The organism is Paraburkholderia sp. BR10954 (assembly GCF_040965775.1).
GTDB classification, from domain to species: Bacteria; Pseudomonadota; Gammaproteobacteria; order Burkholderiales; family Burkholderiaceae; genus Paraburkholderia; species Paraburkholderia youngii.
Genome location: NZ_JBFRCK010000007.1, coordinates 243477 through 254980 on the forward strand (window position 1 = coordinate 243477; position 11504 = coordinate 254980).

The 11504-nt window shown below is 63.3% G+C and carries 11 protein-coding genes; all 11 read right to left on the reverse strand.

What is annotated here, in order from left to right:
- Nucleotides 1-39: 39 nt before the first annotated feature.
- On the reverse strand, nt 40-1215 hold the full coding sequence (gene lapB, locus AB4Y34_RS13830) for a lipopolysaccharide assembly protein LapB (RefSeq protein WP_368716322.1): 1176 nt from the start codon (nt 1213-1215) through the stop codon (nt 40-42).
- Between the two features lie 71 nt (nt 1216-1286).
- The gene (locus AB4Y34_RS13835; RefSeq protein ID WP_013090140.1) at nt 1287-1580 is read right to left on the reverse strand and encodes a lipopolysaccharide assembly LapA domain-containing protein; all 294 of its coding nucleotides are present in this window, start codon (nt 1578-1580) and stop codon (nt 1287-1289) included.
- Between the two features lie 300 nt (nt 1581-1880).
- Nucleotides 1881-2204, reverse strand: a complete 324-nt coding sequence (locus AB4Y34_RS13840; protein ID WP_006050255.1) for an integration host factor subunit beta — start codon at nt 2202-2204, stop codon at nt 1881-1883.
- A 21-nt stretch (nt 2205-2225) separates the two neighbouring features.
- On the reverse strand, nt 2226-3959 hold the full coding sequence (gene rpsA / locus AB4Y34_RS13845) for a 30S ribosomal protein S1 (protein ID WP_008921410.1): 1734 nt from the start codon (nt 3957-3959) through the stop codon (nt 2226-2228).
- 162 nt (nt 3960-4121) lie between these two features.
- The gene (gene cmk, locus AB4Y34_RS13850; protein WP_176381317.1) at nt 4122-4808 is read right to left on the reverse strand and encodes a (d)CMP kinase; all 687 of its coding nucleotides are present in this window, start codon (nt 4806-4808) and stop codon (nt 4122-4124) included.
- Nucleotides 4809-4854: 46 nt separating this feature from the next.
- Nucleotides 4855-6159: a 3-phosphoshikimate 1-carboxyvinyltransferase gene (gene aroA / locus AB4Y34_RS13855; RefSeq protein ID WP_368716323.1), complete on the reverse strand. Its 1305-nt coding sequence runs from the start codon at nt 6157-6159 to the stop codon at nt 4855-4857.
- 18 nt (nt 6160-6177) lie between these two features.
- Nucleotides 6178-7119: a prephenate dehydrogenase gene (locus tag AB4Y34_RS13860; protein WP_368716324.1), complete on the reverse strand. Its 942-nt coding sequence runs from the start codon at nt 7117-7119 to the stop codon at nt 6178-6180.
- Between the two features lie 61 nt (nt 7120-7180).
- On the reverse strand, nt 7181-8302 hold the full coding sequence (hisC, locus tag AB4Y34_RS13865; RefSeq protein ID WP_176381310.1) for a histidinol-phosphate transaminase: 1122 nt from the start codon (nt 8300-8302) through the stop codon (nt 7181-7183).
- A gap of 81 nt (nt 8303-8383) precedes the next feature.
- Nucleotides 8384-9463 carry a prephenate dehydratase gene (pheA, locus tag AB4Y34_RS13870; protein WP_176381308.1) on the reverse strand — a complete coding sequence of 360 codons (1080 nt, stop codon included), beginning with the start codon at nt 9461-9463 and terminating at the stop codon, nt 8384-8386.
- 63 nt (nt 9464-9526) lie between these two features.
- Nucleotides 9527-10609 (reverse strand): 3-phosphoserine/phosphohydroxythreonine transaminase, encoded by a 1083-nt coding sequence (gene serC / locus AB4Y34_RS13875; protein ID WP_176381306.1) that lies wholly within the window; start codon nt 10607-10609, stop codon nt 9527-9529.
- 206 nt (nt 10610-10815) lie between these two features.
- Nucleotides 10816-11421, reverse strand: coding sequence for a DUF2059 domain-containing protein (locus tag AB4Y34_RS13880; RefSeq protein ID WP_176381304.1), 606 nt, complete (start codon nt 11419-11421; stop codon nt 10816-10818).
- Nucleotides 11422-11504: the final 83 nt, after the last annotated feature.

Here is an 11504-nt window from a genome sequence, read left to right on the forward strand (position 1 = left end):
AATGAACGCCGACGCGGCCACCGCGCCGCGCATGCGGCGTCAGTTCGGCGCGGCAATCGGCTCGACGCGGCGCGGGGCATAGGTTTCCCAACCGCTGCATCCCGGGCACTGCCAGTAGAAAAGCCGGGCCCTGAAACCACAATTCTGGCACGTATAGCGTGGCAGATTCTTGGTGCGCTGGCGGATCAGTGTGCGCATCAGTTCGAGCTCGCCGCGCCGCGGCTCTTCGGCGACGGCCTGCTGCGCTTCGAGCAGACGCGTCATGCCGGCCAGATTCGGCGACTTCTGCATCTGCGTGCGCGCGAGCGCATGCGCAGCATCGACGCCGCGCAGCGATGCGACGTGCTGATACGCAACGTCGAGCAGATCATTGCTCGGATGACGGTCGACCCACGTGGTCAGCAGATCGGCGCCCTCCTGCGCGCGGCCGAGCGCTTCATACGCTTTCATGATCTTCTCGGCGACGAGCGGCAGATACGCGGGGTTCTGCTCCTCGACGCGGCGCCATTGCCCAATCGCCGCTTCCGGCGCGCCGCCGGCCGCGTCGACATCGCCGAACAGGATCGTCGCGCGCACGTTGGTCGGGTTCGCCTTCAGCGCGAGGCCGAGCTGATGACGCGCTTCGTCCGGTCTTTTCTGCTGCAGCGCTTCCTGCGCAAGTTCGCAGTGGAACTGCGCGATTTCCTTATCGAGCGACGGTGCGCCCATCGTTTCGAGGTGGCGCGCGGTATCGATCGACTTGACCCAGTCCTTCTCGATCTCGTAGATCGTCAACAGCGCGCGTTGAGCACCCAGCGCGTAATCGCCCGCTTGCAGCGAGCGGAAGGTTTCTTCGGCACGGTCGAGCAGACCCGCTTTCAGGAAGTCCTGGCCGAGTTCGTACAGCGCGTGATCGCGCTCGTTGACCGGCAGGTCCGCGCGGCTCAGCAGATTTTGATGCACGCGAATCGCTCGATCCGTCTCGCCGCGCCGGCGGAACAGATTGCCGAGCGCGAAATGCAATTCGACCGTTTCAGGGTCGAGCTTGACGACTTCGATGAATGCATCGATCGCCTGGTCGGGCTGCTCGTTGAGAAGGAAGTTCAGGCCGCGAAAATACGACCGCGGCAGGTTGGCGCTTTCGGACAGCAGCGTCTTGAGGTCGTAGCGCGCCGCCATCCAGCCGAACGCGAACGCGACGGGTACGACCAGCAGCCACCAGAAGTCTAGATCCATGCGATTAATGCAAATGTGCGGAAAAGCGAAAACGAAAAGCCGCGCTCGGAGCGCGCGCGGCGCAAGACAGCTCAGATCAGCGGCGGCATCGGCGGCTGCTCTACCACGGCGGGAGTCTCGCGAGCCACGCGCAACTCGCGCCTGAGCCGGCCATTCTCCATGCGCAGACGCACGACGGCCGGCATCGCCGACACGAGCCCGGCGAGCAAGCCGATCACGAAAAACGCGAGGCCGATCAGGATCAGAGGCGCAGACCAGACGTAGCCGGCGAGGAAATTCAGCGTAGCGGGTTGCGTGTTGGAGAGCGCGAGCACGAGCAGCAGCACGAACACCAGCACACGGATCAGCCAGACGATAAATTTCATGAATATATCTCTTCACGGCAGTTGCGGGATGACGCCGGCTCGATGACGCGTCGCGCCTCGGTGTTGCCCGCGCCGAAGTGACCCGTATTGTAATGGATGCCCTCGCGGCTGGGCAGCAAGTGGCGGGATGCCGGACTTACGTGCAATTCGCGAAATGCAAAAGCCGCAGCGGAAGGCGCGACTTCTCAAATGATGGACGAAAAAAAAAGCGCCCAAAGGCGCTTTTCCTGGTCTTTTGCCGACTGGCTTTGGCCGCTGACGCTAGCTATGCCACGCTGCAACACACACGCAGCGGAGTCATTAAAGGTCGTCATCCGGCTCCTCGGCCTTCAGCGGCTCGCCCGCGCGACGATCCACCCGCTCGCGCAATTCCTTGCCCGGCTTGAAGTGCGGTACGTACTTCTCGGGTACCAGCACCTTCTCGCCCGACTTCGGATTGCGTCCGACGCGGGAGGGACGGCGGTTGAGGCCGAAGCTGCCGAAGCCACGAATTTCGATGCGATGACCTTTGGCAAGCGCCTCCGACATCGCATCAAGCATCGTCTTCACCGCGAAATCCGCGTCCTTGAGAACAAGTTGCGGAAATCGCGTAGCCAGCTGGGCGACCAATTCCGATTTGGTCATACTGCAGCAGACCTCTCAGGCTTACTGGTTCTGGCCGTCGAGCTTGGCCTTCAGCAGCGCGCCGAGGTTCGTCGTGCCGGTAGCGGCTGCGCTCGAATCCGAAGCAGCGAGACCGCGGATGGCTTCCTGCTGCTCAGCCGAGTCCTTCGCCTTGATCGACAGGTTGATGCCGCGCGACTTGCGATCGATGTTGATGATCATCGCGTTGACCTTGTCGCCTTCCTTCAGCACATTGCGAGCGTCTTCCACGCGGTCTTGGGCGATTTCCGAAGCACGCAGGTAGCCTTCGACTTCGCCCGACAGCTGGACCACGGCACCCTTCGCGTCGACCGACTTGACGGTACCGTCGACGACCGAACCCTTGTCGTTCATTGCAACGTAGTTGCTGAACGGGTCGCCTTCGAGCTGCTTGATACCCAGCGAAATACGTTCCTTCTCGACGTCGATGCCGAGAACGATCGCTTCCACTTCGTCGCCCTTCTTGTACTTGCGAACGGCTTCCTCGCCGGTTTCGCTCCACGACAGATCCGACAGGTGAACCAGACCGTCGATGCCGCCCGGCAGACCGATGAACACACCAAAGTCGGTGATCGACTTGATGGCGCCGCTGATCTTGTCGCCCTTCTTGAAGTTGCGGCTGAAGTCGTCCCACGGGTTCGGCTTGCACTGCTTCATGCCGAGGCTGATACGACGGCGGTCTTCGTCGATTTCGAGAACCATCACTTCGACTTCGTCGCCCAGCTGGACAACCTTCGACGGAGCAACGTTCTTGTTGGTCCAGTCCATTTCCGACACGTGGACGAGGCCTTCGATGCCCGATTCCACTTCGACGAATGCGCCGTAGTCGGTGATGTTGGTGACCTTACCGAACAGACGCGTGCCCGACGGGTAACGGCGCGAGATGCCTTCCCACGGATCGTCGCCCAGTTGCTTGATACCGAGCGAAACGCGGTTCTTTTCCTGGTCGAACTTGAGGATCTTCGCGGTGACTTCCTGGCCAACCGACAGGACTTCGCTCGGGTGACGCACGCGACGCCATGCGATGTCGGTAATGTGCAGCAGGCCGTCGATGCCGCCGAGGTCCACGAACGCGCCGTAGTCGGTGATGTTCTTGACCACGCCTTCGACGATCGCGCCTTCCTTCAGCGTTTCGAGCAGCTTCGCGCGCTCCTCGCCTTGCGTTGCCTCGATGACAGCGCGGCGCGACAGCACGACGTTGTTACGCTTGCGGTCGAGCTTGATGACGCGGAATTCGAGGGTCTTGCCTTCGTACGGGGTCGTGTCCTTGACCGGACGCGTATCAACCAGCGAACCCGGCAGGAACGCGCGGATGCCGTTGACCATCACGGTCATACCGCCCTTGACCTTGCCCGTGATCGTGCCGGTCACGAGTTCATTGTTGTCCAGCGCCTTTTCCAGCGACAGCCACGAAGCCAGACGCTTCGCCTTGTCACGCGACAGGATGGTGTCGCCATAGCCGTTTTCCAGCGCGTCGATCGCGACGGAAACGAAGTCGCCCGCCTGCACTTCTACCTCGCCCGCGTCGTTCAGGAACTCTTCGAGCGGGATGTAGGCTTCGGACTTCAGACCAGCGTTCACGACCACGAAGTTGTGGTCGACACGCACGACTTCGGCGGAAATCACTTCGCCAGCGCGCATGTCCTGCTTGGTCAGCGACTCTTCGAACAGAGCCGCAAAAGATTCGGTATTCGGGGTAGAGGTTTGCAGGTCGGACATAAAAATCAGAGTTTGCATGGTCTTCGCAACGCCTGGCTCACCGGACCGGTCAGCAACTGCGGCAAATACGCGAACGCCACGCGGGGTTAAAGGGTTAAAAACAACGCTTCGCGACCATTGCGAAGCACCTACCAACAACGGGACTGCCGCTGCTCGCCACTTCTGCGCGACCGTTTTCAGTCACGCGTGCGGGACCAGCGCTTCATACCATTGCACCACCTGCTCGACCGCCTGGTCGACCGACAATGCGGAGGTATCAAGCAGCTTTGCATCCGCCGCGGGCTTGAGCGGCGCGGCCGCGCGCTGACTGTCACGCTCGTCACGCTCACGCAAATCCCGGAGCAAGTCATCTATATTAGCAGAAAATCCTTTTTGGATCAATTGCTTATGCCGGCGCATCGCGCGGGCCTCGACGCTCGCGGTCATGAACACCTTCAGCGCGGCGTCCTGGAAGATCACGGTACCCATGTCTCGGCCGTCGGCGACCAGTCCCGGTTCCTTGCGAAACGCCCGCTGGCGCGCCACCAGCGCGGTTCGCACCGGCGCGTGCACGGCGATCGCCGAGGCGCGGCTACCCACTTCCTCGGCGCGGATTTCGGTCGATACATCGACCCCGTCAAGCTGCGCGAGCCCCTCGCGAAACGTGATATGGAGGTCATCGATCAGTTTGACAAGTGCGTCGACGTCGTCCGCCGCAATGCCATAGCGCAGGCTCGCGAGCGCCGCGAGCCGGTACAGCGCGCCGCTGTCGAGCAGGTGAAAGCCGAGGTTGGCGGCCACCATCGCGGCCACACTGCCTTTGCCGGAGGCGCTAGGGCCGTCGATCGCAATGACGGGCGTCTGGTGAAAGGGACGGGTCGGTTTCATCTAAAAATGTCGCACATCGGGGATTCGCACGCGAATCCGGGTTGCATCAGGGTTGTGTGAGCGCCGTAAAGCGCTCGAAATAATCGGGGAACGTCTTGCCGACGCACTTCGGGTCGTTGATGCGGATCGGCACGCCGCCCAAACTCACGAGCGAGAAGCACATCGCCATGCGGTGGTCGTCGTAGGTGTCGATCGCGGCATTCGGGAACAGCTTTTCGGGTGGCGTGACGACGAGGAAATCTTCGCCTTCCTGCACCTTCGCACCGACTTTGCGAAGCTCGGTCGCCATTGCGGCGATGCGGTCTGTTTCCTTCACGCGCCAGCTCGCGATGTTGCGCAGCGTGCTCGTGCCGTCCGCGAACAGCGCGGCGACTGCGATCGTCATCGCGGCATCGGGGATCAGGTTGAAGTCCATGTCGATCGGATCGAGCTTGCCGTGATCGTTGCCGACGCCACGCACTTCAATCCAGTCGTCGCCCATCTGAAGGTTCGCGCCCATCTTGATCAGCGCATCGGCAAATCCGACGTCGCCCTGGATGCTCGCGCGGCCCACGCCTTCGACTCTGAGCGGCCCGCCGCCGAGCGCGCCCGCGGCGAGGAAATACGACGCCGACGACGCATCCCCTTCCACCATGATCGTGCCCGGCGACTGATACCGCTTCCCGGCCGGCACCACGAACTGGTGCCAGCCGTGGCGCTCGACCTCGATTCCGAAGCGCGCCATCAGCTTGATCGTGATCTCGATGTACGGCTTCGAGATCAGCTCGCCGTCGACCTGCACGGTGGTGACGCCGCTCGCGGTGCGCAACAGCGGCAGCGTCATCAGCAGCGAGGTCAGGAACTGGCTCGACACGTCGCCGCGTACGCGGATCGGCGCGTCGGCCGTTATCTGGGCGGGACGGATGCGCAGTGGCGGATAGCCTTCGTTCTGCTCGTAGTCGATCTTCGCGCCGATCTGGCGCAGGCCGTCGACGAGATCGCCGATCGGCCGTTCATGCATGCGCGGCACGCCGTGAATCCGGTAGTCGCCGCCATTCACGGCGAGCGCCGCGGTCAGCGGGCGCACCGCCGTGCCCGCATTGCCGAGGAACAGGTCGGCCGTGCGCGCGGTGAACGCGCCGCGCGTGCCGGTCACGACGCAGGTGTCGCCGTCGCGCTTCAAACGTACGCCGAGCTTTTCGAGCGCGTCGATCATCACCCGGGTGTCGTCGGAGTCGAGCAGGTTCGTGATCGTCGTCTCGCCTTCGGCGAGCGCGGCGAGCAGCAGCACGCGGTTCGAGATGCTCTTCGAGCCGGGCAGACGAACCGTGCCGGACGCACGGGAAAAAGGTCCGAGATCGAGGAATTCCATGATGTGTCCAGTTTCCGGTTATTTCGACGCGTCGCCGCTGGCCACGCCAGCCGCGCGCTGCTCCTGCCACTGACTGCGTGCGACGCGCGAGCGCGCGAACACGGCTTCGAGCGCGGCGCCGTCGCCAGCTTCGATCGCCGTGCGCAGGCGCGCGAGTACCGCGGTGTACGCGTCGAGTTCGTCGAGCAGCGCCACGCGATTGGCGATACAGACGTCGCGCCACATCTCCGGACTCGACGCGGCGATGCGCGTGAAGTCGCGAAAACCGCCCGCCGCGAACGAGAACTTCAACGCAGCGTCGGGCGAATTGAGGATCTGCTCGACGAGCGCGAACGACAGCACGTGCGGCAGATGACTGACCGACGCGAACACGCGGTCGTGCTGCTGCGGCGTCATCTTCCGCACCAATGCGCCGGTGGCGCGCCACATCGCCGCGACGCGCTCGACCGCGTCCGGCGTATTCTCCGGCAGTGGGCACAGCACGACGTTGCGGTTCACGTACAGATCGGGCAACGCGGCATCAACCCCGCTCGACTCGCGACCGGCGATCGGATGGCCCGGCACGAACTGGCCGATCCGGGCGCCGAGCGCCGCGCGGGCGGCGGCGACCACGTCGGATTTGGTGCTGCCCGCATCGGTGACGATCGTGTTGGCGTCGAGATGGGGCGCGATGCGCTCGAGCAGCGGCTGGGTCTGCGCGACCGGCGCCGCGAGCAGCACGAAGTCCGCGCCCGCGAGCGCGTCGCGCAGCGCGGCGTCGTCGGTGAGCGCCGCGGCGCCGTCGATGACACCAAGCGCCAACGCCCGTTCGCCCGACGTGGAGGTCCGTCCGAGCCCAACCACCGTGCGCGCCCCGCCAGCCTCGCCGCGTTCACGCAACGCGCGCGCGAGCGATCCGCCGATCAGGCCGACACCGAAAATCACCAGCTTGTTAAAAGAAAACGCGGCCACGTCGCTCACACAATACGGACATTAAGCGCGCCACTCCTGCCGGTCGACGCGCGGGGTCAAGAATCAAGGCTTACGCTGCGTCAGGCTCGGCAAGCGTCTTTTCGAGCGCCGCGAGGAACGCTTCGTTTTCCTCCGGCAAGCCGATCGTGATGCGCAGCCACTGCGGCAAGCCGTAGTTGTCGACCGGTCGCACGATCACGGCCTGCTTCAGCAGCGCAAGGTTCACGCGGGCGCCGGCTTTGTCGTCGCTGCCAACGCGCACGAGCACGAAGTTGCCTTCGGACGGCACGTATTCGAGGCCGAGCTTGTCGAACGCCTCGGTCAGAAGCGTATAGCCCTGCGCGTTCAGCGCCGCGCTTTTCTGCAGGAACGCGCTGTCATTCAGTGCCGCAATCGCCGCGGCTTGCGCGAGCGTATTTACGTTAAACGGTTGACGCAGTCGATTCAGCAAATCGGTCAAGCCGGGCTGCGCGATCGCGAAGCCGATGCGCAAGCCCGCAAGCCCGAACGCCTTCGAGAACGTACGCGAAACCAGCAGGTTCGGATAGCGGCGCACCCAGTCAATCGAGTCGTAGCGCTTGTCCGCCGACAGATACTCGGTGTACGCCTCGTCGAGCACGACGACCACGTGGCGCGGCACCTTGTCGAGAAAAGCCTCGAGCCTCGGGCCGTCGACGAACGTGCCGGTCGGATTGTTCGGATTCGCGACGAACACGAGACGCGTGTGGTCGTCGATTGCGGCGAGCATCGCGTCGAGGTCGTGACCATAGCGCACCGCCGGCACGACGATGGCGCGCGCGCCGACGCCTTGCGTCGCGAGCGCATAGACCGCGAACGAATACTGCGAGAACACGACCGCCTGGCCCTTCTCGACGAACGCGTGCGCGGCGAGTTCGAGAATGTCGTTGCTGCCGTTACCGAGGGTGATCCACTCAGCCGGCACACCGTAGCGCGCGGCGAGCGCCGCCTTCAGCTCGAAACCGTTCGAGTCCGGATAACGGCCGAGATCGGCGATCGCCCGCGCCATCGCGTGCTGCGCGGATTCCGGCATGCCGAGCGGATTCTCGTTCGATGCGAGCTTCACGATGCTCGCCTCGTCGAGACCGAAGTCGCGGGCCACTTCCGAAATCGGCTTGCCGGCGATGTACGGCGCGATCGCGCGCACATAGGAAGGGCCGAAAGACGCTGTCATGAAAATCTCCGAACGACGATGGATAGTGAAATCTGCGTTCGGGCAGCGCACGCGGCGCCGCCCGGACTGCGCTGCCAGCCCTTAACGGGCGCGCGGATATGAGCCGAGTATTTTCAGGAACGCGGCCTTCTCGCCGAGACCGACGAGCGCGGCAGCCACAGCCGGATCGTCGCGATGGCCTTCGACATCGATATAGAAGTAGTACTCCCACGTGCCGACGCGCGCCGGACGCGATTCGAAACGCGTCATCGACACGCCGTGGCGAGCGAGCGGCTCGAGCAGCTTGACCATCGCGCCCGGTTCGTTCGCGACCGACACGATCAGCGAGGTCTGATCGTAGCCGCTCGGACCGGTCGGCTCCTTGCCAATCATTACGAAGCGCGTGCGGTTGTGCGGATCATCCTGGATCAGCGCGTTGGTGACCTGCAGGCCGTAGTGGATCGCGGCGCGATCGCCGGCGATGGCCGCGACAGTCGGATCTTCGGCCGCCATCCGTGCAGCTTCCGCATTACTCGACACCGCCTGGCGCTCGAGATGCGGCGCATTGGTCGACAGCCAGCGCTGGCACTGCGCGAGCGCCTGCGCATGCGCGCATACGCGCGTGACGCCAGCGAGCCCGTTTTGCGTGAGCAGGTTGTGATGGATCGGCAATGCGAGTTCGCCGCCGATGGTCAGCTGGGTTTGCAGCAGCAGATCCAGCGTGCGCGACACCGCGCCTTCGGTCGAGTTCTCAACCGGCACGACGCCGTAGTCGGCGGCGCCCGCCTCGACCGAGCGGAATACTTCATCGATCGAGGGGCACGGCAGCCCTTCGATCGACTGACCGAAGTACTCGTGCATCGCCTGTTCGCTATAGGTGCCGACCGGCCCGAGATACGCGGCCTTGATGCTCTTTTCTAGCGCGCGGCTCGCGGCCATGATCTCGCGCCAGATCGCGCTGATGTGTTCGTCCGCGAGCGGCCCCGCGCTCATTTCCTGGAGGCGCGCGATCACCTGCATCTCGCGCTCGGGCCGGAACACCGGCGCGTTGAAATGCTTCTTGATCTCGCCCACTTCGAGCGCGACCGACGCGCGCTGGTTCAGGAGCGCGATCAGCTGCGCGTCGAGCGCGTCGATGCGATCGCGCAGAGGTTTGAGTCGTGTATTGAGTTCGTCGTCCATGCGTAAAACGGCTCTGCCGGGTAACTGCTGGAAAAGATGCGCACGCCTGCCGGTCAGTGTGACTCAGGCGCTGCGCTGTTCGAATTCCTTCATGTATTCGACAAGCGCTTTGACGCCTTCGAGCGGGACGGCGTTATAAATCGACGCCCGCATGCCGCCCACGGACTTGTGGCCCTTTAGCTGCACCAATCCCCGCGCTTTCGCGCCGGACAGGAAATCTTCGTTGCGCGACTCGTCGGCGAGGAAGAACGGTACGTTCATCCGCGAGCGCGAGCCACGTTCGACCTTGTTCAGATAGAAGCTGCTCGAGTCGATCGTGTCGTACAGCAGCTTCGATTTTTCGAGGTTGCGCGCCTCCATCGCCCGGAGGCCGCCCTGGTTCTTCAACCACTTGAACACGAGCCCGGCAATATAGATCGCATAGGTGGGCGGCGTGTTGTACATCGAGTTGTTCTCGGCGACGGTCTTCCATTCGAACGCCGATGGGCAAATCGGCATTGCGCGATCGAGCATGTCCTCACGCACGATCACGACCGTCACGCCCGCCATGCCGATATTCTTCTGCGCGCCGCCGAACAGCACGCCGTATTTGGCGATGTCCATCGGGCGCGAAAGGATATGCGACGACGCGTCCGCCACGAGCGGAATATTGCCGAGGTCGGGAATCTCGAAGGTTTCGACGCCATGAATGGTCTCGTTCGTGCACAAATGCACGTAAGCCGGATCGTCCGACAGTTGCCATTCCGCGCGCGCCGGCGCGCGCGTGTAGCCCTCGGCCGTCTTGCCGGTCGCGGCAAGATGCACGCTGCCGTATTTTTCCGCTTCCTTGAACGATTTCTGCGACCACGAGCCGGTGACGACGAAATCCGCCCGCGGTTTCGAGCCGAGCAGGTTCATCGGCACGATCGCGTTCTCGCCGAGCCCGCCGCCCTGCAGGAAAAGGATGCGGTGACTTGCCGGCACCTGCAGCAACTCGCGCAGATCGGTCAGCGCTGCTTCGTGGATCGACATGAATTCCTTGCCGCGATGGCTCATTTCCATCACGCTCATACCACTACCTTGCCAGTTCAGCATCTCGTCGGCTGCCTGGCGCAGCACTTCTACGGGCATGGCCGCCGGGCCGGCGGAGAAATTAAAAACGCGCATGTGAGGTCCTGGAAGCGGGCGTGAAATAACGAAGTCGCGCGGGAATCTGCGAAAAGAACTGCGAAATGGCTCGCCGAAAAAGAAAATGGCCGTCTGCGCCAGTGCGCAAACGGCCATTATCGCATTGTCGCCGCCAACCCGCCACGCCGGGTGGCCCAACGGGCGCGGCGACAGGCCGGCTGGTTAGCGCGGCCTGCGAGCGGAATTTACTTGGCAGCCGGCTTGACCGATGCGACTTCCTTGTCGGCCTGGTCACGCGTTGCCTTGATCGATTCCGGCATGTACTTCTGCATCAGACCGTTCACGACGTCGCGGCCAACCTGGTCTTGCACCTGGATGAACTTGCGTCCGGTCGGGCTCTTGTAGAACGTGGTCAGGTCCTTGATTTCCGACACGCTGTAGTACTTCGCGTACGCATCGTACTGAGCTTGCATCGCGTCCTGACGGAAAGAGTCGGTTGCGAAGACCTGGCCTGCCGCGTCCACCAGCTTCGGCACCGCGTTCTTCTGCAGCGTCGGCACGGCGGCCTGCTTCTGCTTGTCCGTCATCGTCTTGTTCTCGGTCAGCGCGTCCGACAGGATTGCCGGCACGAGCTGCTTGGCCTGCATCTGCGCGCTATTGCCGATTGCGCCAACCAGCTTCTGCGCGTCGATGGCGTCGAGCAGGTCCTTGATGGCAGCTTGCTTGGCCGGATCAACCGGTGCTGCTGCGGCAGCCGGAGCTGCGGGCGCCTGGTTCTGCAGCGCTTGAGCCATGGCGAAGGTCGGCACGATGGCAGCCAGCAACATCAGTTGTTTGAATCGTTTTTGCATCATTACTCCCTAAGAGAAATTAACTTGAACCGCACGCCGCACGGGAAAGCGTACCGGCCTGATACGCGTTGACCCGCAGCGTA

What these genes read in the sequence shown, in the direction of transcription:
- lapB (WP_368716322.1), bottom strand. Translation starts at nt 1,215, where the DNA reads ATGGATCTAGACTTCTGGTGGCTGCTGGTCGTACCCGTCGCGTTCGCG.
- AB4Y34_RS13835 (WP_013090140.1), bottom strand. Translation starts at nt 1,580, where the DNA reads ATGAAATTTATCGTCTGGCTGATCCGTGTGCTGGTGTTCGTGCTGCTG.
- AB4Y34_RS13840 (WP_006050255.1), bottom strand. Translation starts at nt 2,204, where the DNA reads ATGACCAAATCGGAATTGGTCGCCCAGCTGGCTACGCGATTTCCGCAA.
- rpsA (WP_008921410.1), bottom strand. Translation starts at nt 3,959, where the DNA reads ATGCAAACTCTGATTTTTATGTCCGACCTGCAAACCTCTACCCCGAAT.
- cmk (WP_176381317.1), bottom strand. Translation starts at nt 4,808, where the DNA reads ATGAAACCGACCCGTCCCTTTCACCAGACGCCCGTCATTGCGATCGAC.
- aroA (WP_368716323.1), bottom strand. Translation starts at nt 6,159, where the DNA reads ATGGAATTCCTCGATCTCGGACCTTTTTCCCGTGCGTCCGGCACGGTT.
- hisC (WP_176381310.1), bottom strand. Translation starts at nt 8,302, where the DNA reads ATGACAGCGTCTTTCGGCCCTTCCTATGTGCGCGCGATCGCGCCGTAC.
- pheA (WP_176381308.1), bottom strand. Translation starts at nt 9,463, where the DNA reads ATGGACGACGAACTCAATACACGACTCAAACCTCTGCGCGATCGCATC.
- serC (WP_176381306.1), bottom strand. Translation starts at nt 10,609, where the DNA reads ATGCGCGTTTTTAATTTCTCCGCCGGCCCGGCGGCCATGCCCGTAGAA.
- AB4Y34_RS13880 (WP_176381304.1), bottom strand. Translation starts at nt 11,421, where the DNA reads ATGCAAAAACGATTCAAACAACTGATGTTGCTGGCTGCCATCGTGCCG.